22 protein-coding genes are annotated in these 21,743 nt (G+C 71.3%); 19 read left to right on the top strand and 3 right to left on the bottom strand.

The features are described from left to right. Positions 1-35: 35 nt before the first annotated feature. On the bottom strand, positions 36-248 hold the full coding sequence (locus tag AC3A3H_RS10905; RefSeq protein WP_487614579.1) for a KTSC domain-containing protein: 213 nt from the start codon (positions 246-248) through the stop codon (positions 36-38). A 180-nt stretch (positions 249-428) separates the two neighbouring features. On the opposite strand from AC3A3H_RS10905, the gene AC3A3H_RS10910 reads away from it, so the two are divergent. From AC3A3H_RS10910 to AC3A3H_RS10945, 8 genes are all read left to right on the top strand, one after another. Continuing rightward, positions 429-1,499, top strand: a complete 1,071-nt coding sequence (locus tag AC3A3H_RS10910) for a TerC family protein (RefSeq protein WP_487614580.1) — start codon at positions 429-431, stop codon at positions 1,497-1,499. Beyond that, on the top strand, positions 1,496-2,239 hold the full coding sequence (locus AC3A3H_RS10915) for a PP2C family protein-serine/threonine phosphatase (RefSeq protein ID WP_487614581.1): 744 nt from the start codon (positions 1,496-1,498) through the stop codon (positions 2,237-2,239). The genes AC3A3H_RS10910 and AC3A3H_RS10915 overlap by 4 nt, the downstream gene beginning before the upstream one ends. Positions 2,240-2,403: 164 nt before the next feature. After that, the gene (leuC, locus tag AC3A3H_RS10920; protein WP_487614582.1) at positions 2,404-3,864 is read left to right on the top strand and encodes a 3-isopropylmalate dehydratase large subunit; all 1,461 of its coding nucleotides are present in this window, start codon (positions 2,404-2,406) and stop codon (positions 3,862-3,864) included. Beyond that, on the top strand, positions 3,864-4,463 hold the full coding sequence (gene leuD / locus AC3A3H_RS10925) for a 3-isopropylmalate dehydratase small subunit (RefSeq protein ID WP_487614583.1): 600 nt from the start codon (positions 3,864-3,866) through the stop codon (positions 4,461-4,463). The genes leuC and leuD overlap by 1 nt, the downstream gene beginning before the upstream one ends. After that, a complete protein-coding gene (gene murA / locus AC3A3H_RS10930; RefSeq protein ID WP_487614584.1) occupies positions 4,460-5,830 on the top strand; it encodes a UDP-N-acetylglucosamine 1-carboxyvinyltransferase in 1,371 nt (456 codons plus the stop codon). The genes leuD and murA overlap by 4 nt, the downstream gene beginning before the upstream one ends. Before the next feature lie 16 nt (positions 5,831-5,846). Further along, on the top strand, positions 5,847-6,638 hold the full coding sequence (locus AC3A3H_RS10935; RefSeq protein ID WP_487614585.1) for a lysophospholipid acyltransferase family protein: 792 nt from the start codon (positions 5,847-5,849) through the stop codon (positions 6,636-6,638). After that, entirely contained in the window at positions 6,631-7,788 is a 1,158-nt protein-coding gene (locus AC3A3H_RS10940; RefSeq protein ID WP_487614586.1) for an NAD(P)H-dependent glycerol-3-phosphate dehydrogenase, read from the top strand. Before AC3A3H_RS10935 ends, AC3A3H_RS10940 begins: the two co-directional genes overlap by 8 nt. Continuing rightward, positions 7,685-8,779 (top strand): D-alanine--D-alanine ligase family protein, encoded by a 1,095-nt coding sequence (locus tag AC3A3H_RS10945; protein ID WP_487614587.1) that lies wholly within the window; start codon positions 7,685-7,687, stop codon positions 8,777-8,779. Before AC3A3H_RS10940 ends, AC3A3H_RS10945 begins: the two co-directional genes overlap by 104 nt. Positions 8,780-8,788: 9 nt before the next feature. On the opposite strand, the gene AC3A3H_RS10950 is transcribed toward AC3A3H_RS10945, so the two are convergent. Beyond that, positions 8,789-9,334, bottom strand: coding sequence for a DUF3515 family protein (locus AC3A3H_RS10950; protein ID WP_487614588.1), 546 nt, complete (start codon positions 9,332-9,334; stop codon positions 8,789-8,791). 26 nt (positions 9,335-9,360) lie between these two features. On the opposite strand from AC3A3H_RS10950, the gene thiL reads away from it, so the two are divergent. Further along, the gene (thiL, locus tag AC3A3H_RS10955; protein ID WP_487614589.1) at positions 9,361-10,356 is read left to right on the top strand and encodes a thiamine-phosphate kinase; all 996 of its coding nucleotides are present in this window, start codon (positions 9,361-9,363) and stop codon (positions 10,354-10,356) included. Positions 10,357-10,377: 21 nt separating this feature from the next. Here the strand turns inward: thiL and rsmD are convergent, their stop codons facing one another. Next, positions 10,378-10,944 (bottom strand): 16S rRNA (guanine(966)-N(2))-methyltransferase RsmD, encoded by a 567-nt coding sequence (gene rsmD, locus AC3A3H_RS10960; protein WP_487614590.1) that lies wholly within the window; start codon positions 10,942-10,944, stop codon positions 10,378-10,380. Between the two features lie 48 nt (positions 10,945-10,992). Here rsmD and AC3A3H_RS10965 point away from each other — a divergent pair, with 48 nt between their 5' ends. The 10 genes from AC3A3H_RS10965 (at position 10,993) to mutM (ending at position 21,740) form a co-directional block, all read left to right on the top strand. Continuing rightward, positions 10,993-11,766: a hypothetical protein gene (locus AC3A3H_RS10965; RefSeq protein ID WP_487614591.1), complete on the top strand. Its 774-nt coding sequence runs from the start codon at positions 10,993-10,995 to the stop codon at positions 11,764-11,766. Then, complete coding sequence (locus AC3A3H_RS10970; RefSeq protein ID WP_487614592.1) at positions 11,763-13,970, top strand: ATP-dependent DNA helicase RecG; 2,208 nt, start codon at positions 11,763-11,765, stop codon at positions 13,968-13,970. The genes AC3A3H_RS10965 and AC3A3H_RS10970 overlap by 4 nt, the downstream gene beginning before the upstream one ends. An 88-nt stretch (positions 13,971-14,058) precedes the next feature. Beyond that, entirely contained in the window at positions 14,059-14,541 is a 483-nt protein-coding gene (coaD, locus tag AC3A3H_RS10975; protein WP_487614593.1) for a pantetheine-phosphate adenylyltransferase, read from the top strand. 13 nt (positions 14,542-14,554) lie between these two features. Beyond that, positions 14,555-15,673 (top strand): AAA family ATPase, encoded by a 1,119-nt coding sequence (locus tag AC3A3H_RS10980; RefSeq protein WP_487614594.1) that lies wholly within the window; start codon positions 14,555-14,557, stop codon positions 15,671-15,673. A gap of 3 nt (positions 15,674-15,676) precedes the next feature. Then, positions 15,677-17,032 carry a DUF58 domain-containing protein gene (locus tag AC3A3H_RS10985; protein ID WP_487614595.1) on the top strand — a complete coding sequence of 452 codons (1,356 nt, stop codon included), beginning with the start codon at positions 15,677-15,679 and terminating at the stop codon, positions 17,030-17,032. Continuing rightward, complete coding sequence (locus AC3A3H_RS10990) at positions 17,025-19,289, top strand: transglutaminase TgpA family protein (protein WP_487614596.1); 2,265 nt, start codon at positions 17,025-17,027, stop codon at positions 19,287-19,289. The genes AC3A3H_RS10985 and AC3A3H_RS10990 overlap by 8 nt, the downstream gene beginning before the upstream one ends. A 77-nt stretch (positions 19,290-19,366) precedes the next feature. Then, the gene (locus AC3A3H_RS10995) at positions 19,367-19,873 is read left to right on the top strand and encodes a YceD family protein (RefSeq protein ID WP_487614614.1); all 507 of its coding nucleotides are present in this window, start codon (positions 19,367-19,369) and stop codon (positions 19,871-19,873) included. 2 nt (positions 19,874-19,875) lie between these two features. Beyond that, the gene (gene rpmF / locus AC3A3H_RS11000) at positions 19,876-20,079 is read left to right on the top strand and encodes a 50S ribosomal protein L32 (protein ID WP_055919953.1); all 204 of its coding nucleotides are present in this window, start codon (positions 19,876-19,878) and stop codon (positions 20,077-20,079) included. 58 nt (positions 20,080-20,137) lie between these two features. Next, on the top strand, positions 20,138-20,851 hold the full coding sequence (gene rnc, locus AC3A3H_RS11005; protein WP_487614597.1) for a ribonuclease III: 714 nt from the start codon (positions 20,138-20,140) through the stop codon (positions 20,849-20,851). Next, positions 20,829-21,740 carry a bifunctional DNA-formamidopyrimidine glycosylase/DNA-(apurinic or apyrimidinic site) lyase gene (mutM, locus tag AC3A3H_RS11010; RefSeq protein ID WP_487614598.1) on the top strand — a complete coding sequence of 304 codons (912 nt, stop codon included), beginning with the start codon at positions 20,829-20,831 and terminating at the stop codon, positions 21,738-21,740. Before rnc ends, mutM begins: the two co-directional genes overlap by 23 nt. Positions 21,741-21,743 lie beyond the last annotated feature (3 nt).

Below are 21,743 nucleotides of genomic sequence, written 5' to 3' on the forward strand. Positions count from 1 at the left end.
CCCCACAGCGCTGACCCCGCAGCGCCGACCGCGGTCTACGGCACCCACTCCTCCGGGAACCGGTCCCGGATGTTCTCCGCGAAGTACCGGCCTGGTGATTCGGCCGCGCGCAGTTCGCGCCACACCCGGGCCGGCACGAGCAGATAGCGGTAGAGGCCGCCCGAGCCGAACTCGATCTCCAGGACCGCGGCGTCGGCGTCGTAGCCCGCCGACGCGATCGCCGTGCTGTCGAATTCCTCGCGCCGCATGGTGGGGACGATACCCGTCGACCCGCTAGACTTGGTGCTCGCGAAGGGGAGTATCCCGAAGAGGCCGGACGGTCTCGCGCTGTGCACGTCATCACGGTCCGCTCGGGCCCGGGCGCAGCGGCACGGATGTGCGGGAGAGACTTTCGGGTCCGTCCCGCAACCCTTCGAAAGGTCCCTCCGTTGGAACTCGCCCTCCCGCTCTGGTTCGAGATCGGCAGCTTCGTCGTCCTGCTGCTCATCCTCGCCTTCGACCTCCTGATCGTCTTCAAGCGGCCGCACATCCCGAGCCCGAAGGAGTCCGCGCTCTGGGTGGTGTTCTACGTCGTGCTGGCGCTGATCTTCGCGCTGCTGATGCTGCTGATCGGCGACGCCGAGCACGCCGGGCAGTTCCTCGCCGGCTGGCTGACCGAGTACAGCCTGAGCATCGACAACCTGTTCGTCTTCGTGATCATCATGGGCCGGTTCGCGGTGCCCAGGAAGTATCAGCAGGAGGTGCTCATGGTGGGCATCATCCTGGCGCTGCTGTTCCGCGGCGTGTTCATCGTGCTCGGCGCCGGCCTGATCGCGAGCTTCAGCTGGATCTTCTACCTGTTCGGTGCGTTCCTGCTCTGGACGGCGTTCAACCAGGCGTTCGGGAACCACGACGAGGAGGGCGCTGACGACAGCCCCTTCATCCGCTTCGCGCGGCGCCGGCTGAAGGTCTCCGACCAGTACGAGGGCAACAAGCTGCGCACCATGGTGAACGGCCGGCGCATGTTCACGCCGCTGATCATCGTCTTCCTGGCCCTCGGCACCACCGACCTGCTGTTCGCGCTCGACTCGATCCCGGCGATCTTCGGCATCACCCAGAGCCCGTTCATCGTCTTCACGGCGAACGTCTTCGCCCTGATGGGGCTGCGGCAGCTCTACTTCCTGCTGGGGCACCTGCTCGACAAGCTCGTGTACCTCAAGTACGGGATCGCGTTCATCCTCGGCTTCATCGGCGTCAAGCTCGTCTTCCACGCCATGCACGAGAACACGCTGCCGTTCATCAACAACGGCGAGCACATCGAATGGGCGCCGGACATCAGCACCTGGACATCGCTCGCGGTGATCGTGGGCTCGATGACCGTGGCGACCGTCGCTAGTCTGGTGAAGCTGCGTCTGAGCGGCACCACCGTCTCGGAGGCCATCCACGGGGATGACGTCCCGGCGACCACGACCGCAGAGGCCGGCCCGGCCGAGAGCTCCCCGGAGGACCCCCGCACATGACTTCCCGCGTCGAGGTGAGCGCCCGCAGCGACACCGGAGCAGTCCGGCAGATCAACGAGGACAGCTACCTCGCGCAGGACCCGGTCTTCGTGGTGGCCGACGGGATGGGCGGCCACGCGCGCGGCGACGTCGCGAGCCGCACGGCCGTCGAGAGCCTCGCCCGCACCCTCCCGGCCGGTGCCACGCCCACGCCGGACGAGGTCATCACCGCTATCGACGAGGCGAACGCCGCGGTCCGGGCGCTGTCGGACGCCCAGGAGACCGGCGCCGCGGTCGCGGGCACGACGCTCTCGGGGGTCGTGCGCGTGCGCGTCCCCGAGCGGGCCGCGGAGGAGTGGATGGTCGTCAACGTCGGCGACTCCCGGGTCTACGGCTGGGACGGCCGTGCGCTGAGCAGGCTGACCGTCGATCACTCCGCGGTCCAGGAACTGGTCGACGCCGGGCTGATCACTCCGGAGCAGGCCGCCGTGCACCCGGAGCGCAACGTCATCACCCGGGCGCTCGGGGCGGAGGACTTCGTGGACACCGACAGCTCGCTGCTGCCCGTGGACGACTCACGCACCTTCCTGGTGTGCTCCGACGGCCTCACCCGGGAGCTGGACGACCAGACCATCGAGGAGATCCTCGCCGGCGATCCCGCCGACCCGGCCGCTGTGCTGGTGGAGGCCGCGGTGGCGGCGGGCGGGCACGACAACGTCACCGTGCTCGTCGTGCGCCCGCCGGCGGCGACGCGGAACTGACTGTCGCGAGCCGTCCGCGCTGTCCCCGAGCCGGGTGATAGCCTGAATCCGTGTTCGCGGGTCTGCTCCTCCTTAGCCGCCGCGGCGAGTCCTAGTCCTCAGGCCACCCTCGCCGCGGAGTCCGTCGACGGCTGATCCGTATACGAAGCTCAAGGAGTACCGAGATGACGACGCAGCACAGTCCGCTGACCCTGGCGGAGAAGGTGTGGCGAGACCACCTGGTCGTGAAGGGTGAGGACGGCTCGCCCGACCTGATCTACATCGACCTGCACCTGGTCCACGAAGTGACCAGCCCGCAGGCCTTCGACGGCCTGCGCATGGCCGGCCGGCCGGTCCGCCGCCCCGACCTCACCATCGCGACCGAGGACCACAACACGCCGACCATCGGCATCGACCGGCCGATCGCCGACCTGACCAGCCGCACCCAGATCGAGACGCTGCGCAGGAACGCCGAGGAGTTCGGCGTCCGGCTGCACTCGCTCGGGGACGTCGAGCAGGGCATCGTGCACGTCGTCGGCCCGCAGCTCGGCCTCACCATGCCGGGCATCACGGTGGTCTGCGGCGACTCGCACACCTCCACCCACGGCGCGTTCGGCGCGATGGCGTTCGGCATCGGCACCAGCGAGGTGGAGCACGTGCTCGCCACGCAGACGCTGCCGCTGAAGGCGTTCAAGACGATGGCCATCACGGTCGAGGGCGAGTTGCGCCCCGGCGTGACGGCGAAGGACATCATCCTCGCGGTCATCGCGAAGATCGGCACCGGCGGCGGGCAGGGCTACGTGCTCGAATACCGCGGCAGTGCCATCCGCGCGCTCTCGATGGAGGGCCGCATGACGATCTGCAACATGTCGATCGAGGCGGGCGCCCGCGCCGGGATGGTCGCGCCGGACGAGACCACCTACGCCTACCTGAAGGGCCGCCCGCACGCTCCAGAGGGCGCCGACTGGGACGACGCCGTCGCCTACTGGGACACGCTCGCGACGGACGACGACGCGGTGTTCGACGCCGAGGTCTACCTGGACGCCGCCGAGATCGAGCCCTTCGTGACCTGGGGCACCAACCCCGGCCAGGGCGTCTCGCTCAGCCAGGCCGTGCCCGACCCGGCGACGATCGAGGAGCCGAACGCCCGCGCCGCCGCCGAGCGCGCGCTGGAGTACATGGACCTGACCCCGGGCACGCCGATGAAGAGCATCCCGGTCGACGCGGTGTTCATGGGCTCCTGCACCAACAGCCGCATCGAGGACCTGCGGGCCTTCGCCTCCGTCATCAAGGGGCACAAGAAGGCCGACGGCGTGCGCGTCATGGTCGTCCCCGGCAGCGCCCGCGTGCGCATCGAGGCCGAGGCGGAGGGCATCGACAAGATCGTCGAGGAGTTCGGCGCGGAGTGGCGGTTCGCCGGCTGCTCGATGTGCCTCGGCATGAACCCCGACCAGCTCGCGCCGGGGGAGCGCTGCGCCTCCACCTCCAACCGCAACTTCGAGGGCCGGCAGGGCAAGGGCGGTCGCACCCACCTGGTGTCGCCGCTGGTCGCGGCGGCCACGGCCATCCGCGGCACGCTGTCCAGCCCGTGGGATCTGGAGCAGGCCGACGTCGATACGACCGCAGGAGAGAAGGTGGGCGCCTGATGGAGAAGTTCGAGACCGTCACCGGCGTGGCCGTGCCGTTCCGCCGGTCCAACGTCGACACCGACCAGATCATCCCGGCCGTCTTCCTCAAGCGGGTCACCAAGACCGGCTTCGACGACGCGCTCTTCCACGAGTGGCGCAAGGACCCGGAGTTCATCCTCAACCAGGAGGCCTACCAGAACCCGAGCGTGCTCGTCGCCGGGTCGGACTTCGGCACGGGCTCCTCCCGCGAGCACGCCGTCTGGGCGCTGCGCGACTACGGCTTCCGGGTCGTCCTGAGCCCGCGGTTCGCCGACATCTTCCGCGGCAATTCGGGCAAGCAGGGCCTCCTCACCGGCATCATCACCGAGGAGGACGCCGAGCGGCTCTGGGCGGCCATCGAGGCCAGCCCGGGAATAGCGGCGACGGTCGATCTGGTTGCCAAGACTGCGACCGTGGGTGCGGTTCAGGTGTCTTTCGACATCGACGATTACACTCGCTGGCGTTTGCTCGAAGGGCTGGACGACATCGCCCTGACCCTGCGCGACGAGACGCGCATCTCCGAATACGAAGCCGCCCGCGCAAGCTGGCGGCCCAAGACACTCCCGGTGAAACTTTGAACTCACTTCTTCAGGACGCTCAGGCGGCAGGCGCGCACGTCGGTCTCACGGCCGACCGCATCACGATCAACGGCGGCATCCCACTGCGGGGCCGCATCGAGGTGCGCGGCGCCAAGAACTTCGTCACGAAGGCGATGGTCGCGGCCATCCTGGGCGAGGGCCCGAGCGTGCTGCGGAACGTCCCGAACATCAGCGATGTGCGGGTCGTCCGCGGCCTCCTCGAGGTCCACGGCGTGAAGGTCACCGACGGCGCCGAGGAGGGCGAGCTGCTGCTCGACCCGAGCGCGGTGGAGACGGCGCACATGGCCGACATCGACGCGCACGCCGGCTCCAGCCGCATCCCGATCCTGTTCTGCGGTCCGCTGCTGCACCGGCTCGGCGAGGCGTTCATCCCCGACCTCGGCGGCTGCCGCATCGGCGACCGTCCGATCGACTACCACCTCGAGGTGCTGCGCAAGTTCGGCGCCGTGGTCGACAAGCTGCCGAGCGGCATCCGGATGACGGCCCCCGAGGGCCTGCACGGCGCCAAGCTGGAACTGCCGTACCCGAGCGTCGGCGCCACCGAGCAGGTGCTGCTCACGGCGGTCCGCGCCGAGGGCATCACCGAGCTCAAGGGCGCGGCGATCGAGCCCGAGATCATGGACCTGATCAACGTCCTGCAGAAGATGGGCGCGATCATCTCGGTCGACACCGACCGGGTGATCCGCATCGAGGGCGTCGACAAGCTGGTCGGCTACAGCCACACCGCGCTGTTCGACCGCAACGAGGCCGCCAGCTGGGCCGCAGCGGCGCTCGCGACCAACGGCGACATCTACGTCGGCGGCGCGCGTCAGCCCGAGATGCTGACCTTCCTCAACGTCTTCCGCAAGGTGGGCGGTGCGTTCGAGATCCACGACGACGGCATCCGGTTCTTCCACCCGGGCGGCGAGCTCAAGCCCGTCGTCATCGAGACCGATGTGCACCCCGGCTTCATGACCGACTGGCAGCAGCCGCTCGTGGTCGCGCTGACCAAGGCGGAGGGCGTGTCCATCGTCCACGAGACCGTGTACGAGCAGCGCTTCGGCTTCACGGACGCCCTCATCGACATGGGCGCCAAGATCCAGGTGCACAAGGAGTGCCTCGGCGGTCACGACTGCCGTTTCGGGCAGCGCAACTTCAACCACTCCGCGGTCATCATGGGCCCGGTGGAGCTGAAGGGCGCCGACGTGGAGATCCCCGACCTGCGCGGAGGGTTCAGCCACCTCATCGCCGCCCTGTCGGCCGACGGCCGCTCGACCGTCAGCAATGTCGGCATCATCAGCCGCGGGTACGAGAAGTTCATCACCAAGCTCGAACTGCTCGGAGCGGACTTCGTTCTCGAGGGGTGAGGCCCTGGATAATGGGATGGTGCCCCATCCCGATGAACCCGTGAACCCGTCCGCGTCCGCGAAGCCGCAGCGCTCCGAGAAGGGCCGGCCCTCGATCTTCTGGGTGCTGGCCGCGCTCATCATCCCGCTGGGGAGCCTGCTCGCCCGGTTCCGGATCACCGACGGCGGCAAGCTGCCGCGGCACGGCGCCTACATCATCTCGCCGAACCACTACAGCGAGATCGACCCGGTGATGGTGGGCATGGTGGTCTGGAAGCTGGGCAGGCTGCCGCGCTTCCTCGCCAAGGAGAGCCTGTTCCGCATCCCCGTGGCCGGCTGGTTCCTGCGCAAGTCCGGGCAGGTCCCGGTGGCGCGCGGCGGCTCCGCCCGCGGCGCGGCCCCGCTGGCCGAGGCGCAGAAGATCGTCGACGATGGCAAGGTCGTCATCATCTACCCGGAGGGGTCGCTCACGCGCGACCCGGACATGTGGCCGATGCGCGGCAAGACCGGCGCGGCGCGCATGGCGCTGGAGCACGGACTCCCCGTGATCCCGATGGCGCACTGGGGCACCCAGCAGGTGATGGCCCGCTACGCGAAGAAGATCAGCTTCTTCCCGCGCAAGACCATCGCGGTCAAGGTCGGCGACCCGGTCGACTTGTCGGCGTTCCGCGGCCGCAGCCTCGACCAGGCGACTCTCACAGAAGCGACCGAGGTCATCATGAACGCGATCACGGCGCTGCTGGAGGACCTGCGCGGCGAGAAGGCGCCGGAGACCCGCTGGGATCCGGCGGCGCACAACCAGAAGGAGACCGGCCGCTTCGATGGCTGACAGGAAAGGCCGGACGGCCGCACCACCGACCCCGCCTCGCCGCCGCATCGCCGTCCTCGGCGCCGGAAGCTGGGGGACCACCTTCGCGAAGATCCTGGCCGACGGCGGCAACGACGTCGTGCTGTGGGCGCGCCGCCCGGAGCTGGCGCGCGAGATCAACGAGGTGAAGCGCAACAGCGACTATCTGGAGGGCATCAACCTGCCCCGCGACCTGCGCGCCACCTCCCACATCGGCGAGGCCATGCGCGGCGCCGAGCAGGTGTTCGTGTCGATCCCGAGTCAGACGCTGCGCTCCAACCTGGAGGCGTTCGCCCCGCACCTGGGGCCGCAGACCATCCTCGTGAGCCTGATGAAGGGTGTTGAGAAGGGCACCGGCCTGCGGATGAGCGAGGTGATCGCGCAGGGCCTCCCGATCGACAGGGAGCGCATCGCGGTCGCGTCCGGACCGAACCTGGCACTGGAGATCGCGCGCGAGCAGCCGACCGCCGCCGTCGTGTCGTCGGAGAGCCTGGAGACGGCGCAGGCCGTGGCGATGGCCGCCACCAACCGCTACTTCCGCAGTTTCGTGAACACCGACGTGATCGGCACGGAGTTCGGCGGCGTGCTGAAGAACCTCATCGCGGTGGCGATCGGCATCGTGGACGGCGTCGGGTACGGCGAGAACACCAAGGCGTCGATCATCACGCGCGGCCTGGTCGAGATGACGGACTTCGCCGTCGCGTACGGCGCTGAGGCCGTGACGCTCTCGGGCCTCGCGGGGCTCGGCGACCTGATCGCCACCTGCGAGTCGTCGCTCAGCCGCAACAACACCGCGGGGCGCCTGCTCGGGCAGGGCTACAGCTTCAACGACGTCGTCAAGCAGATGAACCAGACGGCGGAGGGCCTCGCCTCGGTCGCGCCCATCCTGCGCCTCGCCGAGGCGCGCGGCGTGGCGATGCCGATCGTCCGCCAGGTGAGCCAGGTGCTCGCCGGCACGCTCGACCCCAAGGACATCGCCCCCCATCTGACCACCGAGGACGACGAACCGCAGGGAGAGAGGACAACGGATGACGGACAAGGTCGCAGTCGCACTTCTGTTTGGAGGTCGCTCAAGCGAGCATTCGATCAGCTGCGCGACGGCGGCGGGAGTCCTGGCGGCGATCGACCGTGACCGCTACGACGTCATCCCGGTCGGCATCACCCGCGAGGGCGCGTTCACGCTCCAGCCGGACGACGCCGCGCGGTTCGCGCTGAACGCGGACGCGCTCCCGCAGGTCGAGGACAACGGCTCGCGGATCGCCTGGCCCGACTCGGTGGCCTCCCGCGAGCTCTCAGTCGTCACGGCCGACGGCGCGCGTGCGTCGCTGGGCGCGGTCGACGTCGTCTTCCCGATCCTGCACGGCCCCTGGGGCGAGGACGGCACGGTGCAGGGGATGCTCGACCTCGTCGGCCTCCCGTACGTCGGCAGCGGCGTGCTGGCGAGCGCGCTCGGCATGGACAAGCACTTCACGAAGACCGTCCTGCAGCAGGCCGGCATCCCGGTCGCGCCGTGGCAGACGGTGACCGCGTACCGGTGGCAGCTCGACCCCGAGTCGGTGCGCAGCGAGTCGGAGCGGCTCGGCCTCCCGGTGTTCGTGAAGCCCGCCCGCGCGGGTTCCAGCGTCGGGGTGTCCAAGGTGACGTCGTGGGACGACCTCGGCGCGGCCATCGAGACCGCTCTCGCTGAGGACGACCGCGTGCTGATCGAGGCGGCCGTCGTCGGGCGCGAGGTGGAGATCGCGGTGCTGGGCGGCCGGCCGGGCGAGCCCGCGCGTGCGTCCGTCGCCGGCGAGATCGTCATCAGCGGGCGCGACTTCTACGATTTCGCAGCGAAGTATCTGGACGCGCCGGGGATCGAGCTGGTCTGCCCGGCCGAGCTGACCGACGCCGAGCTCGCCGACCTGGGCGACCTCGGCGTGCGTGCGTTCGATGCCATCGGCGCGGAGGGGCTATCCCGGGTGGACTTCTTCCTCACCGCGGACGGCTTCGTGGTGAACGAGATCAACACCATGCCGGGCTTCACGCCGATCTCGATGTTCCCGCGCTGCTGGCAGGAGTCGGGGCTGGCCTACCCGGAGCTGATCGACGAACTGATCCAGGTGGCCCTGGCGCGGGCGGCCTAACCGGGACCGTCAGCGCGAAGGTGTCGGCGTCGGCGTCGGCGTGGCTGTCGGCGCCGGTGTCGGTGTCGCCGTCGGCGGGGTGAGCGAGGTGTCGAGCGTCGAGAGGCACTTCTCGGTCTGCGGGATGGTGGCGATCGCCGAGGCGAACTCGGGAAGCACCGCCGCATCGGACGCCCCGGAGACGTGGTCGATGATGACCTCCGTCGCCGGCGTGCGGCCGAAGGTCTGGTAGACCACCTGCCGGGCGGCCGGGTCGGACATCAGCACCCAGTCGATGCCGCTGACGTCGACGCACGGCTTGGTCGTCGGCCCGATCGGCGGAACGCCGCACCGCAGCAGCACGGCGGCGGGGTCCCCCCAGGCGCCGGTCGCCTGCGCGTCGGTCTCCCGCTGGTCCTTGTCGGCGACCGAGTCGGGGAGGCGCACCGAGATCTCGGCGCAGCCCGGGTCGTTCGCGTCCGCACCGGGGTCGAGGGAGACCGTGGGTGCGCACCCGGCGAGGGCGAGAGCGGCGGCGGCGAGCACGAGGGCGAGGGCGGAGCGGCGAGCGGACATCAGGATTCAGGCTACCGTTGTGAGTCATGGTGGATTCTGGGAGCGCGGACGAGACCGTTGCAGGCGCATCCGAACGCGAGGCGCTGAAACGGATCTTCCCCCGGCTGCCCGGCTCGTCGGCGACGATCGTCGGTCCGGGCGACGACGCGGCGGTGCTCGCGGCGCCCGACGGCCGGTTCGTGGTGACCACCGACATGATGGTGCACGGCCCGGACTTCCGGCTGGCCTGGTCGTCGCCGGAGGACCTGGGCTGGAAGGCCGCGGCGACCAACCTCTCCGACGTCGCGGCGATGGGAGCCGTCCCGACCGCGCTGGTGGTCGCGATCGCCGCGCCGCAGACCCTGCCGGTGTCGGCGCTGGAGCACATCGCCGACGGATTCCGCGCCGCGTGCGCCGAGCTCGCGCCCGGCTGCGGCGTCGTGGGAGGCGACCTGTCCGTGTCCGACACACTGACGCTCGCGGTGACCGCGTTCGGCGACCTGCAGGGGCGTGCCCCTGTGCTCCGCAGCGGGGCGCGCCCGGGCGACGTCGTCGCGGTCTCCGGGAGCCTCGGCGCGGCTGCGGCGGGACTGCGGCTGCTGTTCGCCGAGGCCGTCGACATCGACGGGGTGCCCGACCGGGACCGGTTCGCGGCCGTAGCGGCTGCCCATCCCGAGCTGGTGAGCGCCCAGCTGCGGCCGCGGCCTCCCGTCTGGGACGGCCCGCTGGCGGCGGACGCCGGTGCGACGGCGATGCTCGACCTCAGCGACGGACTCGCGCTCGACGCCCGGCGCGTGGCCGAGGCGAGCGGTGTCGCGATCGACCTCGACCCGGCGACGCTCGGCGAGGACCCGGTCACGGCGCTGACCGGGGGAGAGGACCACGGTCTCCTCGCCTGCTTCCCGCCCGACACGGCGCTGCCCGGCGGCTTCCGCCGCGTCGGCACGGTGCGCGAAGGCGCCGGCCTCCTGGTCGCCGGCCGCCCCTTCGACGAGCGCGGCGGCTGGGACCCGTACCTCGAGTGGGACGGCCACGCGGGCTGAGGAGCTAGCTGGTCAGCCGGACTAGTCGGTCAGATAGTGCACGGCGGTCTCGCCGTAGGCGCGCGTGCGGTCGAGCACGAGTCCTTCGGGGAGGGACGGCGCGCCGTCGCGGGTGCTGCGCTCGACGCAGACCAGCGCGTCCTCCGTCAGCAGGGGCACGAGCGCGGTCAGGACCGCGAGCAGGTCGCCGTCGGGGAGGTGGTACGGCGGGTCCACGAAGACCAGGTCGAACCGTGCCGCTCCGGCCGCGGCCAGGTACGGCAGCACCGCCGTCGCCCGAACGTCGACCTGCGGCCGCGCGTGCTTCGGCGCCGCGCGCACGACGGCGTCGGCGTTCCGCCGGCATACGGCCGCGGCCGCCGCCGACTTCTCCACCAGCACGACCCGGGGGGCGCCGCGGCTGGCGGCCTCCAGCCCGAGCGCGCCGGATCCGGCGAAGAGGTCGAGAACGTGGGCCCCGCGGACGGCGTCGCGCGCGTCCAGACCGGAGAAGACGGCCTCGCGCACGCGGTCGCTGGTCGGGCGCGTGCCCGACTTCGGCACCTGGAGCGTCAGCGAGCCGGCGAAGCCGGAGACGATTCGGGTCATAGCCATCCGAGCCTAGCGGTGCCGCCGCGGCGTCAGCAGAATAGGAGCATGGACGAACGCCTCCAGCAGGCGGAACTCGACGCCCTATGGCGGTACGACGACCCGGTCGCATCCGCCGAACGCTTCGCGATCGCCGCCGCAGAACCCGAACGCACCGAACTCGTCCGCGCCGAGTTGGAGACCCAGCGCGCCCGCGCCCTGGGCCTGCAGGGCCGCTTCGCCGAAGCGGACGGTCTGCTCGACTCCCTGGAGCCCGCGCTGGACACGCTCGCCGTGCGCATCCTGCTGGAGCGCGGGCGGCTCCGCAACACGGAGGGGCTCAGGTCGGAGGCGATCCCGCTGTTCGAGAGCGCCCTGCTGGCGGCGCGGCGCGACGACGACACCTTCCTGGCGATCGACGCGGCGCACATGCTCGCCATCGCCGACCCGGCGCGCTCCGAGCAGTGGACGGAGGAGGGTCTCGCCGAGCTCGAGGGCGTCACCGACACGCGCACGCTGCGCTGGGCGGTCGCCCTGCACAGCAACCGCGGCTGGGCGCTCTTCGAGGCCGGCGACCTACACGGTGCTCTCGGTGCGTTCGAGGCGGCCCTGGAGGCCGCCGAGCGCTACGGCACGCTCGATCAGCAGTTCGCCGCGCGCTGGTCGCGCGCCCGCTGCCTGCGCGAACTCGGCCGGTGGCAGGAGGCGCTCGACATCCAGACCAGCCTCGACGCAGAGCGCCCGGGGGAGAGCGATGTCGCCGACGAGCTCGCCGCGCTCGCCGCGATCGAGGCGCAGCAGCGCGACGCGGCGACGGAGGCGGCCCCTACGATCGAACCATGACCTCCAGCACCGCCCCGGATCCCGGCGGCACCGTCGCGCTCGAGACCCGGCTGACCGGTGTGCTTGGCGGCCGGACGGCGTCCGCCTTCGAGAAGGCGTTCGGGATGCGCACGGTCGCCGACCTGCTCGCGCACTATCCCCGCCGGTACGCGACGCGCGGCGAGCTGACCGCGCTGGCGAACCTGCCGCTGGACGAGCACGTCACGATCGTCGCCGAGGTGCTGCGGGTGCAGGAGCGGCCGATGCGCGCCCGCCGCGGCTCCATCCTCGAGGTGAAGATCTCCGACGGCGAGGGCATCCTGACCCTCACCTTCTTCAACCAGGCGTGGCGGTCCAAGGAGCTGGCGCCCGGCGTGCGGGGCATCTTCGCGGGCAAGGTGTCGGCCTACCGCGGCGCGCTGCAGCTCGCGCACCCCGACTATGAGCTGTTCGCCGACGACGACGAGAACGCCGTCGCCCCGGGCAGCGCTGCCGCGAAGGAGTGGGCGCAGACTCCGATCCCCATCTACCCGGCCACCGGCACGGTGGCGAGCTGGCAGGTGCAGAAGGCCGTCGGCCTCGCGCTCGACGCGCTCGGGTCGTGCCCGGACCCGGTGCCGGCGGCGATCGCCGCCGAGCGCGGGCTGCTGCCGTTCCGGGAGGCCCTGGAGGGCATCCACCGACCGCAGAAGAACGCGCAGTGGCAGCGGGCACGCGACGCGCTGCGCTTCCAGGAGGCGTTCGTACTGCAGGCCGCACTGCTGCAGCAGCGCGCGGAGGCGCGCTCGGTCGCGGCGACACCGCGGCAGGCGACGCCGGGCGGCCTGCTGGAGCGCTTCGACGCCATCCTGCCGTTCACCCTGACCGGCGACCAGGCAGACGTCGGACGCGAGATTGCGCATGACCTCGGCTCCGCGGAGCCGATGCACCGTCTCGTCCAGGGCGAGGTCGGTTCCGGCAAGACGCTGGTCGCGCTGCGGGCGATGCTGGCGGTCGCGGACAGCGGAGGCCAGTCGGCGCTGCTCGCCCCGACGGAGGTCCTGGCCGCCCAGCACCTGCGCTCCATCGCCGACATGCTCGGCCCCGACCTCTCCGCGGAGCTGATGCCGACGCTGCTCACCGGCCAGCTCTCCACAGCGGAGCGCAAGCGGGCGCTGCTGCGGACGGTGAGCGGGCAGTCCCGCATCGTGGTCGGCACGCACGCCCTCCTGGGCGACGCGGTCACCTTCTTCGACCTCGGTCTCGTCGTGGTCGACGAGCAGCATCGGTTCGGCGTGGAGCAGCGGGAGGCGCTGCGCGCGAAGGGCGGCACGCCCCCGCACGTCCTGGTGCTCACGGCGACCCCCATCCCGCGCACGGTCGCGATGACCGTGTTCGGCGACCTGGAGGTCTCCACCATCGCCCAGCTCCCGGCCGGGCGGCAGGGGATCGAGAGCTTCGTCGTCCCGCTCGCCGACCGGCCGGGCTGGGAGCGCCGCATCTGGGAGCGCGCGTCGGAGGAGATCGCGAAGGGTCGCCAGGTGTTCGTGGTGTGCCCGGCGATCAGCCAGAAGGAGGCCGAGGACGACGGGGAGGACGCACCCGCCGACGACCCGGAGGCCGGTCCCGCCCGTCCCCCCGCGAACGTCGAGTCCGTCGCCGCGCAGGTGCGCGCCGATCCGCTGTTCGCGGAGACCCGCGTCGGCGTGCTGCACGGCCGGCTGTCGTCGGACGAGAAGGACACGGTCATGCGCGCCTTCGCCGCCGGCGGGCTCGACCTCCTGATCGCAACGACCGTCATCGAGGTCGGCGTCAACGTGCCGAACGCCTCCGCCATGATCGTGCTGGACGCCGACCGGTTCGGCGTCTCGCAGCTCCACCAGCTCCGCGGCCGGGTCGGCCGCGGCGACATCCCCGGGCTGTGTCTGCTGGTCACCTCCGCCGAGGAGGGGTCGCTGGCGCGCGAGCGGGTGGACGCGGTGGCGGCGACCCTCGACGGGTTCGAGCTCGCCAACGTCGACCTCGAGCTGCGTCGCGAGGGCGACGTGCTCGGCAGCCGGCAGTCCGGCGGCCGGTCGTCGCTGAAGCTGCTGCGCGTGGTCTCCGACGGCGAGCTGATCTCCGAGGCGCGGGTGGCCGCGGCCGAGACGCTCGACGACGGCGGACTCGCGGCGCATCCCGCGCTGGCCGCCGCGCTCGCGCGTCGGCTGGACGAGACGGAGCGCGCCTTCCTCGGCAAATCGTGACCGGCCGCCGGACCACGCGACACTCTGCCCTGGGAAGATAACGGATTCACAACGAAATGCCGGTTATCGCGTAATAGTCTGGTGCCCTATGAACAGGATCGCCGTAGTCCCTGGATCGTTCGACCCGGTCACTCTCGGGCATCTCGATGTCATCGAGCGGGCCGCGCGGCTGTGGGACGAGGTCCACGTGCTGGTGGTCCACAACCCGGACAAGTCGGCCCTGCTGCCCATCGCGCAGCGCGTGGCGCTGATCGAGCGCTCGATCGAGGACGCCGGGATCGCGGGCCGGATCGTGGTGGCGTCCTGGTCGGTCGGCCTCCTGGTCGACTACTGCACCGACGTCGGAGCGCACGTGCTCGTCAAGGGCATCCGCTCCCAGGTCGACGTGGCCTACGAGACCCCGATGGCGATCGTCAACCGCCACCTCGCCGAGGTCGAGACGGTCTTCCTGCTTCCCGACCCGGCGAACGCGCACGTGTCGAGCTCGCTCGTGCGCCAGGTCGCGAACCTCGGCGGGGACGTGAGCCCCTACGTGCCTCCCGCCGTATCCGAGCTGCTGTCAACCACATGACCCGGGTGGAGAGATGAACAGTTACGCGACGCGCCAGCCGACGGAGTCCTCGGTCGCACCGGAGGAGGTCGGCCTGCCCGCGCCGGGAATGGACCTGGACGAGCTGAGACGCGCCGCGGAGCAGATCACCGTCAACGTGGAGTCCGTCATCGACGGCAAGCACGACGCGGTGCAGACGGCGCTGGTCGTCCTGCTCGCCGAGGGCCACCTCCTGATCGAGGACGTGCCGGGCGTCGGCAAGACGATGCTGGCCAAGTCGCTGGCGAAGTCGGTGGACTGCTCGGTGAGCCGCATCCAGTTCACGCCCGACCTGCTGCCGAGCGACGTCACCGGCGTGTCCGTCTACAACCAGGCGGAGCGGCGCTTCGAGTTCAAGCCGGGCGCGGTGTTCGCGAACATCGTCATCGGCGACGAGATCAACCGGGCCAGCCCGAAGACGCAGTCCGCCCTGCTTGAGTGCATGGAGGAGCGGCAGGTCACCGTCGACGGCTCGACCTATCCGCTGGCGGCGCCGTTCATCGTGGTGGCGACCCAGAACCCGATCGAGATGGAGGGCACCTACGCCCTCCCGGAGGCGCAGCGCGACCGGTTCATGGCGCGCATCGCGATGGGCTACCCGGACGAGGACTCCGAGCTCGCCATGCTGACCACGCGCGACACCTCCAGCCCGCTCTCGCGGATCGGGCCGGTGGTCACTTCGGACGAGCTGCGGGCGATGATGACGACGGCTCGCGCGGTCTTCGCCTCCGGCCCGGTGAAGCAGTACGCGGTCGACCTGGTGCGGGCGACGCGCGAGGACCGCGACCTGCGCCTCGGCGGCAGCCCGCGTGCCACCCTGCAGCTCGTCCGGGCGGCCAAGGCGATGGCGGCCCTCGACGGCCGCGACTTCGTGCTGCCCGACGACATCGACGCGCTGGCGGTGCCGGTGCTCGGCCACCGGCTGCTGCCGACCAGCCGCGCTCTCGGGCACCACCACGAGAGCGCGCCGGTGATCGCGGACATCGTGCGCCGGATCGTGGCGGCGACGCCCGTGCCGGTCGGCTCCGGCGCGATCGGCGGCGCGACGACGGACGGCGCAGGCGTGACCGGCAGGGGCCGGGCCGCGGGAGCCGCTCGCACAGGCAGGGAGTAGGCCGTGGCAGGACGCGGGGGGCCGTCGCCTCTGAGGAAGCCGCGTCCGACTGCGCGCGGCTGGGCATTCGGTGCCGTCGGCGTCGTCGCGCTGGCCGCCTCGGCGTTCTTCGGCCGCACCGACGTGCTGTTCGTCGGGGTCTTCCTCACCGTGCTGCCGCTGGCGGCGATGATCTCGGTCACCCTCGACCGGCCGCGGCTCACCGTGACCCGCAGCTTCCACCCGGACGTCGTCGCAGTGGGGGAGCAGTCGACCATCGTCACGACGGCCCGCAACCAGGCCGCCCGGCCGAGCCCGCCCGCGCGCTGGCGCGAGTACGCGCCGGCGGGGGTCGAGGTGCAGGGGTCCGCGCCGTTCCCGCGGCTCGGCGCGCACCAGGTGAACGTCACCCACGGCCGCGACACGGTGGTGCTGCGGCAGGACGTGGTCGCCTTCAAGCGCGGGTCGCATCCGGTCGGCCCGCTGATCGTGAGCCGCACCGACCCGTTCGGCGTGGCCTACGCGGAGTACGCGCTCGGTCAGCCCCGGCAGTTCCTGGTGACGCCCCGCGTCGTGCCGCTGTCCAGCGGGGAGCTGGACGTCGCGCACAGCGAGGGCGCGGAGCACGAGCTGCAGCGGCACAGCATCCCGAGCGCCGACGAGCTGATCGCGCGCGAGTACCGGCCGGGCGATCCGCTGCGCCGCGTGCACTGGCGGGCGACCGCGCGGCACGACAAGCTGATGGTCCGGCAGGAGGAACAGCGCAGCAATCCCGAGGCCTGGATCGTGATGGACACCCGCCCCGCACCGACGACCGCGAGCGCGCTCCGGCCGTCGGCCGCCGCGAGCGCGTACGAGCCGGACGACGCGTTGTTCGAGACGCTGATGGAGCTGACCGCGTCGGTCGGCGTGCACCTCCTCGACGAGGGGTTCGTGCTCAGCGTGGTCGAGACCGCACCGCGGCAGCTCTCCGGGCGCAGCGGGGCCGGGCGGACCGGCACTCTCGGCTCGGTGACGCCCACGTACGACCGCGGCACCGCGGACCGGCTGCTGCTCGCGGACCTGGCCGCCGTCGAGGCGACGCCCGTCACGCGGGACGACGCCGTCGCCGAACTCGCCTCCGGACTGCGCCGTGCGGGGCGGGCCGTCCCGATCTTCGCGGTGCTGCTGGACGGGACGCCTGAACTCGGGTCGCTCGCGGCGTTGCGCGGCATGGGCGACCCCGCCGTGGCGTTCGTCGGCGAGAGCGCTCCGCCCGAGGTGGACGAGGTGCTCGGTGACGCGGGCTGGCTGTGCGTGCCGTTCGCCGCGGGCGAGGATCCCGCGGAGTGCTGGCAGCGCGCGCTCGACCGCCAGCGGACGGTGGTGGGCCATGGTTAGCGAGGCGCTCCCGCTCGGGCTGACCCGCGTCCGGCGCCGGCGGCAGGCCTACTGGCGGATCACCGGGGCGCTGCTGCTGCAGATGCTCGCGCTCAGCTTCGCGCTGGGCGGCCTGGTCCAGGGTCCGACCTGGTGGTTCGCCCTCATGCTGACCAGCTCGATCCTGTTGGTGAGCGGAGCGGGGCTGCGCGCCATCGGGGTGCACCGCGGGCTCGTGCCCGTGCTGGAGCTCGTGCTCGCCGCGATCATCATGACGGTGACCTTCGGCAATGGGACCGGGCTGCTCGGGCTCATCCCGACGCCGGCCACCGTCGAGCGCTGGGGGGTCTACCTGCAGCAGGCGATGCTCTCCATCTACCAGCAGGGCACGCCGGCCGAGAGCCTGCCGGAGTTCATCTTCCTCGTGGTCGGCGGCGCCTGCCTGATCGCGATCGTGCTCGACATCCTCGCCATCGCGATCCGCACTCCCGCGTTCACCGCGATCGGGGTCGCCGCCGTGCTCGTGGTGCCTGGCGCGCTGCTGGGCGACGGGCTGGACCCGATCGCCCTGGCGGCATCGGCCGCGGCGTTCCTGTGGCTGCTGCGCTGCGACGTGCGCACGAGGCGCCCGGGATCGCCACGCCCGGCCGCGGCGCTGTCCGTCGGCGCCGCTGCGGTCGTCGTGGCCGTGCTCCTGTCCGGGACCGCGCCCGGCTTCGACAATGGCGGCGCGACGTCCTTCACGGCCGGCGGCATCTCGATCGGCGGCACGGTCACGCCGCTGATCGACCTCGGCAAGGACCTCCGCCGTCCGGCCGCCGTCCGTGCGCTGACGTACACGACCAACGCGCCGAGCGGCCAGTATCTCAAGCTCGCCTCGCTCGACCAGTTCACCGGCTCGGTCTGGAAGCACAGGGAGCGCGACACCAAGCGGCTCTCCAACGGCGTCGCGATCGGGCCGGTCGCCGGCCTGTCCGACAGCGTGAAGACGACCAAGATCACGACGTCGGTGGAGATCGACGACATGACCAGCCGCTGGCTGCCCGTGCCGGCGCCGGTGCAGTCGGTCAAGGGGCTGAACGGCACCTGGTCGTGGGATCCCGACGACCTCACCCTGGGCGGCATCAACGTGACCACGCAGGGCCAGAAGTACACGGCGACGAGCCTCCTGCTCGCACCGACGGCCGACCAGCTCAGGGAGGCGGGAGGCTTCGTGCCCGCCGACATCGAGCGCGACCTCTTCCTGCCCTCCAACATGCCGGCGATCGTGGGGCAGACCGCCGTGGCCGCCACCGCGGGGGCGGTGTCGGAGTACGACAAGGCGGTGGCGCTGCAGGACTATTTCCGCGACAACGGGTTCGTCTACTCGACGCAGACGCCGCTCAAGCAGGGCTTCGACGGCGACGGCGCGCGGGTCATCGCGAAGTTCCTGGAGGTGAAGAGCGGCTACTGCGTCCACTTCGCCTCGGCGATGGCGCTGATGGCCCGCAGCCTCGGCATCCCGGCCCGGGTGGCGGAGGGATACCTGCCGGGAACGTCGAGCGGTGGCACGGCGAACAGCCCGGGCACCTACACGGTCACCAGCGACGACCTGCACGCCTGGCCGGAGCTGTACTTCGCCGGCGTGGGCTGGGTGCCGTTCGAGCCGACGGTGGGGCGCGGCACGATCCCGAGCTACACGCGGCCCAACGCGACGCCGAACGAAGTCGCCCCGACCTCGGGCCCCGGCTCGTCGTCCGCGCCGAAGCGCCTCGTCCCCACCGACCAGCCGAACGTCGCGGGAGCCGCCGGGACCACGCCGCCGTCGCCGCTGCAGCCCGTGCTCTCCGGGCTCGGCGTCGCGCTGCTCGTGCTCGCGGTGCTTCTGACGCCCGCCGTCCTGCGACGGATGCGCAGGCGGGGACGGCTGAGACGGCTCTCGGAGTCGTGGGGCGGCGCGGCCGTCGTCTGGGACGAGCTGCGCGACACGGCACGCGATCTGGGCTGGTCGGCGCCCGACACCGAGACGCCGAGGGTCTTCGCGCGCCGCATCGCCGCCGCCGTCGCAGGCACGCCGGGCGAGGAGGCCGTGCTGCGCCTGCTCGACGTGCGCGAGCGCGACGCGTTCGGGCCGCCGACGCGCGCGGTCGCCGTCGGTCTCGCGGACGACCTGCAGCGGGTGATCACGGCGCTCGAGGCGCAGGCGGGCCGCGGGCTGCGGCTCAAGGCGGCGCTCATTCCTGTGTCGTTGCTGCCAGCAGGCTGGCGGTCGCCTGCGAGCGTCGGCGGGCCCGCGTAATATAGCCGCTCGTGAGCACCTTCAGAACCACCCCGTACACGGTCAACGTGTACGACATCATGCGGCGTCCCGGCGAGATGCGGGAGCAGCGCCTCAGCATCCCGGTCGGCGAACGACTGGGCGAGGGACTGCTGTCCGTTCCGGGCGGCGAGACCATCGACCTCGAGCTCCGGCTGGAGTCGATGCACGAGGGCATCCTGGTCACGGCACAGGCCGAGACCACCGCCACCGGTGTCTGCGGACGCTGCCTGATCGACATCGAGCAGCCTGTCGAAGTCGATATCCAGGAACTTTTCGCGTATCCTTCTACGGAAGCTTTCGATTATGAGGTTCACGACGACCACGTGGATCTTGAACCTCTGATCAGGGATGCGGTGGTGCTGGCACTGCCGTTTCAGCCGGTGTGCCGGCCGGACTGCCCGGGTCTCGATCCAGAGACCGGGGAGAGGCTGGCGGATGTACCGGACCGCAAGCCGAACGAGACCATCGATTCCCGCTGGTCCGCGCTCGCGGCGTTCCAGGCTTCCGACACCGAGTCCACCAGCAACAACGCCCCGGCCGCCGGGGCTGGAGAAGAGAGATAGTCATGGCCGTTCCGAAGCGGAAGCAGTCTCGCGCCAACACCCACGCCCGTCGTTCGCAGTGGAAGGCCGAGGTCCCCACGCTCGTCAAGTCGATCGAGAACGGCAAGGTCGTCTACAGCCTCCCGCACCGTGCCAAGGTCGTCGAGGACTCCGCGGGCACCGCGCTCTTCATGGAGTACAAGGGCCGCAAGGTCGCCGACGTCTGATTCGCCCCCAGGGCTGAACAGCGCACGAGGTAAGACGAAGTTAGGGATCAGACAGCACGTGGTCGGCGAGAACACTGACCACTCTGCCCTCGTCGAGAAGCTCGGGGTCGATATCGACCCCGAGCTTCTTCTGCTTGCGCTGACCCACCGCTCGTACGCGTACGAGAACGGCGGCATCCCCAACAACGAGCGGCTGGAGTTCCTCGGCGACTCGATCCTCGGGCAGGCCGTCACCGTCAAGCTGTTCCGGGAGAACCCGCACCTCGACGAGGGCGAGCTCGCGAAGCGCCGGGCCAGCCTGGTCAGCTCGGTGGCGCTCGCGGAGGTCGCCCGCGGCATCGGCCTCGGCGAGTACCTGCGCCTCGGCCGCGGCGAGAACCAGAGCGGCGGCCGCGAGAAGGCGTCCATCCTCGCCGACACCGTGGAAGCGATCATCGGCGCCGCCTACCTCGACGTCGGCGGCGAAGAGGCGACGGCTCTCGTGCTGCGCCTGATCGACCCGCTGCTGACCGACCCGGACCGCTTCGGCGCGGCGATGGACCCCAAGACCAGCCTGCAGGAGGCTGCGGCCCACCGCGGAGCCGGCCTCCCGGTCTACACGGTGACGAACACCGGCCCCGACCATTCCAAGACCTTCCACGCCACCGTCTCGGTCGGCGACCTCGTCACCGCCACCGGCGAGGGCACGAGCAAGAAGCAGGCCGAGATGGCCGCCGCGCTCACGGCCTGGACCGAGCTGAATCTCCGTCGTGCCAGAGCTCCCCGAGGTTGAGGTCGTCCGCGCCGGCCTGGCGCCGGCGGTCACGGGCGCGACCATCCTGGGTGTCGAGGTCTTCGAGCCGCGCTCGCTGAAACGCCACGACCCGGTGGCGGGAGCGTTCGAGACCCTGCTGACCGGCCGGGTCATGGAGGAGCCCGCCCGCCGCGGCAAATTCCTCTGGATCCCGCTGCAGGGCGCCCCCCGCCGCGCGATCGTCGCGCACCTCGGGATGAGCGGGCAGATCCTGCTGCGCGAGCCCGGCTGGGACGAGGCGGGCCTGCTCCGCATCCGCCTGCACATCGAGACCGCCGCGACACTGCCGGGCGACCATCGCGAGTTGTGGGTGCACTTCGTCGACCAGCGCATCTTCGGCTCGATGGCGGTCGACACGCTCGTCCCGACGGCGGACGGCGCCGCCGCCGGCCTCGGCACGTCCGAGCCGCTCATCCCGACCCAGGTCTCGCACATCGCCCGCGACCCGCTCGACCCGGCGTTCGACGATGCGGGGTTCGCCGCGGCCCTCGCCCGCAAGAACAGCGGCATCAAACGGGTCCTGCTCGACCAGACGGTCCTCAGCGGGGTCGGCAACATCTACGCCGACGAGGCGCTCTGGGCCGCCCGCATCCACTACGAGCAGCCGGCGTCGTCGCTCAGCCGCGCGAAGGTCCGCACCCTGCTCGCGGAGGTGCGGCACGTGCTCGAGAAGGCGCTGGCGGAGGGCGGCACGAGCTTCGACGCCCAATACGTCAACGTCAACGGCAACTCCGGCTACTTCGCGCACAGCCTGAATGCCTACGGCCAGGAGGGCGAACCGTGCCCGCGCTGCGGAACGCCGATCGTCCGCGAGCGCTTCATGAACCGGTCGTCGCACTTCTGCCCGCACTGCCAGAAGCTGCGGTGAGAC

This window comes from Leifsonia sp. Soil_N53 (genome assembly GCF_057655165.1).

Coding starts and splice junctions, on each gene's coding strand:
- AC3A3H_RS10980 (WP_487614594.1), top strand. CDS start 14,555: ATGAACAGTTACGCGACGCGCCAGCCGACGGAGTCCTCGGTCGCACCG.
- AC3A3H_RS10970 (WP_487614592.1), top strand. CDS start 11,763: ATGACCTCCAGCACCGCCCCGGATCCCGGCGGCACCGTCGCGCTCGAG.
- AC3A3H_RS10995 (WP_487614614.1), top strand. CDS start 19,367: ATGCGGGAGCAGCGCCTCAGCATCCCGGTCGGCGAACGACTGGGCGAG.
- coaD (WP_487614593.1), top strand. CDS start 14,059: ATGAACAGGATCGCCGTAGTCCCTGGATCGTTCGACCCGGTCACTCTC.
- thiL (WP_487614589.1), top strand. CDS start 9,361: ATGGTGGATTCTGGGAGCGCGGACGAGACCGTTGCAGGCGCATCCGAA.
- AC3A3H_RS10950 (WP_487614588.1), bottom strand. CDS start 9,334: ATGTCCGCTCGCCGCTCCGCCCTCGCCCTCGTGCTCGCCGCCGCCGCT.
- AC3A3H_RS10945 (WP_487614587.1), top strand. CDS start 7,685: ATGACGGACAAGGTCGCAGTCGCACTTCTGTTTGGAGGTCGCTCAAGC.
- AC3A3H_RS10915 (WP_487614581.1), top strand. CDS start 1,496: ATGACTTCCCGCGTCGAGGTGAGCGCCCGCAGCGACACCGGAGCAGTC.
- rpmF (WP_055919953.1), top strand. CDS start 19,876: ATGGCCGTTCCGAAGCGGAAGCAGTCTCGCGCCAACACCCACGCCCGT.
- AC3A3H_RS10940 (WP_487614586.1), top strand. CDS start 6,631: ATGGCTGACAGGAAAGGCCGGACGGCCGCACCACCGACCCCGCCTCGC.
- leuD (WP_487614583.1), top strand. CDS start 3,864: ATGGAGAAGTTCGAGACCGTCACCGGCGTGGCCGTGCCGTTCCGCCGG.
- rsmD (WP_487614590.1), bottom strand. CDS start 10,944: ATGACCCGAATCGTCTCCGGCTTCGCCGGCTCGCTGACGCTCCAGGTG.
- AC3A3H_RS10965 (WP_487614591.1), top strand. CDS start 10,993: ATGGACGAACGCCTCCAGCAGGCGGAACTCGACGCCCTATGGCGGTAC.
- AC3A3H_RS10905 (WP_487614579.1), bottom strand. CDS start 248: ATGCGGCGCGAGGAATTCGACAGCACGGCGATCGCGTCGGCGGGCTAC.
- leuC (WP_487614582.1), top strand. CDS start 2,404: ATGACGACGCAGCACAGTCCGCTGACCCTGGCGGAGAAGGTGTGGCGA.
- AC3A3H_RS10935 (WP_487614585.1), top strand. CDS start 5,847: ATGGTGCCCCATCCCGATGAACCCGTGAACCCGTCCGCGTCCGCGAAG.
- AC3A3H_RS10990 (WP_487614596.1), top strand. CDS start 17,025: ATGGTTAGCGAGGCGCTCCCGCTCGGGCTGACCCGCGTCCGGCGCCGG.